This is a genomic window from Endozoicomonas sp. SESOKO2 (assembly GCF_024606245.1).
Classification (GTDB): domain Bacteria; phylum Pseudomonadota; class Gammaproteobacteria; order Pseudomonadales; family Endozoicomonadaceae; genus Endozoicomonas_A.
Genome location: NZ_JAHHPQ010000594.1, coordinates 1 through 1458 on the forward strand (window position 1 = coordinate 1; position 1458 = coordinate 1458).

Here is a 1458-nt window from a genome sequence, read left to right on the forward strand (position 1 = left end):
CTTATGTTGGGAGAATCTCTCCTTTTGCTCTCAACCCGAATACGACCCATCTTATCTTTGCCATGAACCACGAAAATGAGCAAGGCGAAAAAATGGATGAGGATTCAGAAGAATCGGAGGGAGCTGCTGCACAGCAACTGCAGCCTGTAGTGCAAATTCCGCTCCCATCAGTGAGCCATACCAGTATTAGTAACATTCTCCAAGGGATGAATACAGGCCTTGATGAAGACTCCATAAGAACTATATTGAGTTACTTTCCGGAAATCCCTCCCAAAGAGAGCCTGACCATTGCAGACATGATTCAGCAATTGATAAAAACACTCCACCTTACGGTTGATGAAAACCAGAATGATTTGATGGCAATTCTATATTCTTTCCACGGTGCCGAGTCACCTGTCGATATCAACGATCCATACGAAAAACTGAACCTCGTGACGTTTATGGCAAGTTACTATGCAGCCATCCATTCAAATGGAACCAACCCTGAAGCGGCTCATTTCTTTTTTAACTCATTCCTGCTTGAAGCCATTAGCTCGTCTTGTAGCGGGAGACTTCATTGCAACAAAGGTGAACTTCTTGGTAAAAAGGAACCCATAAAAGATCACGAAGTTTTAAAAGCAAATGTTAAAGAGTCTGCTTCAGTGATCTCTGGCATGAAATTTATGAGAGAAATACACCTTAGGCAAATGCAACAATTGGATAACCCCTCAAAAGCTGAAAAATACGAGACCCCAATCGATCCAATGATAAAAGCCGCTACCACCCTGCTAAATTATAACGTTCATATGGACAGAATACCGTTTTATCAGCGGTATATAAAAACAGATGAGCGAATGTTAGTGCTAATAAAAGAATATGGTGAAAAAAATCCAGAATTAGTTGCCTCAAACAATCAGTTCGTGAATCTCATTAATGCCATATCCATGATTCTTGATGCTTTCTTTATAAAATCCGCAAAAGGACACGTTAACAACATCTCGAGTTACTTTAGCAAATCAAACTGGGATGATACCGTTACTAACTCTACAAACAGAGAAGGCAAAGAACAGAAATTATTTGCAATATTCGAAGAGGTGTTAAATGATGCAAAAGACAACCCGGGAAATGAAAACCCTGAATTATTTAAAGAATTGCTTATAACCCTTTCAAATTACATAGAGCAACAATTACAAAAAACTTTTCCTGATGCAAATGAATACCAAGTCATAATGGTCACCCTCGGTACAGGATTTGCCGGCCTGCTGGAACAATCACGGACTGTTTTGGCAATGCTTGAGCCAGGTATTGTCACCGATGATAATCAACAGTCTGATGGAGGCCAACATGACAAGGCAGCAAAGGGACAAGAAGAAAAAGAAATTAACAAAGGACAAGAGAAGAAGAGTAAATACCTGAAAGAACGAATAAAATACTTGAGTGATTTCGTCGATTGGTTCAGGAGTCACTATGATTTTGCTA

At 39.8% G+C, this 1458-nt stretch carries 1 protein-coding gene; it reads left to right on the top strand.

Translation table 11 applies throughout. The features are described from left to right. Positions 1-92: 92 nt before the first annotated feature. Positions 93-1458 (top strand): hypothetical protein (locus KDK17_RS14355; protein WP_257288354.1); only part of this gene is annotated, 1366 nt, incomplete at its 3' end.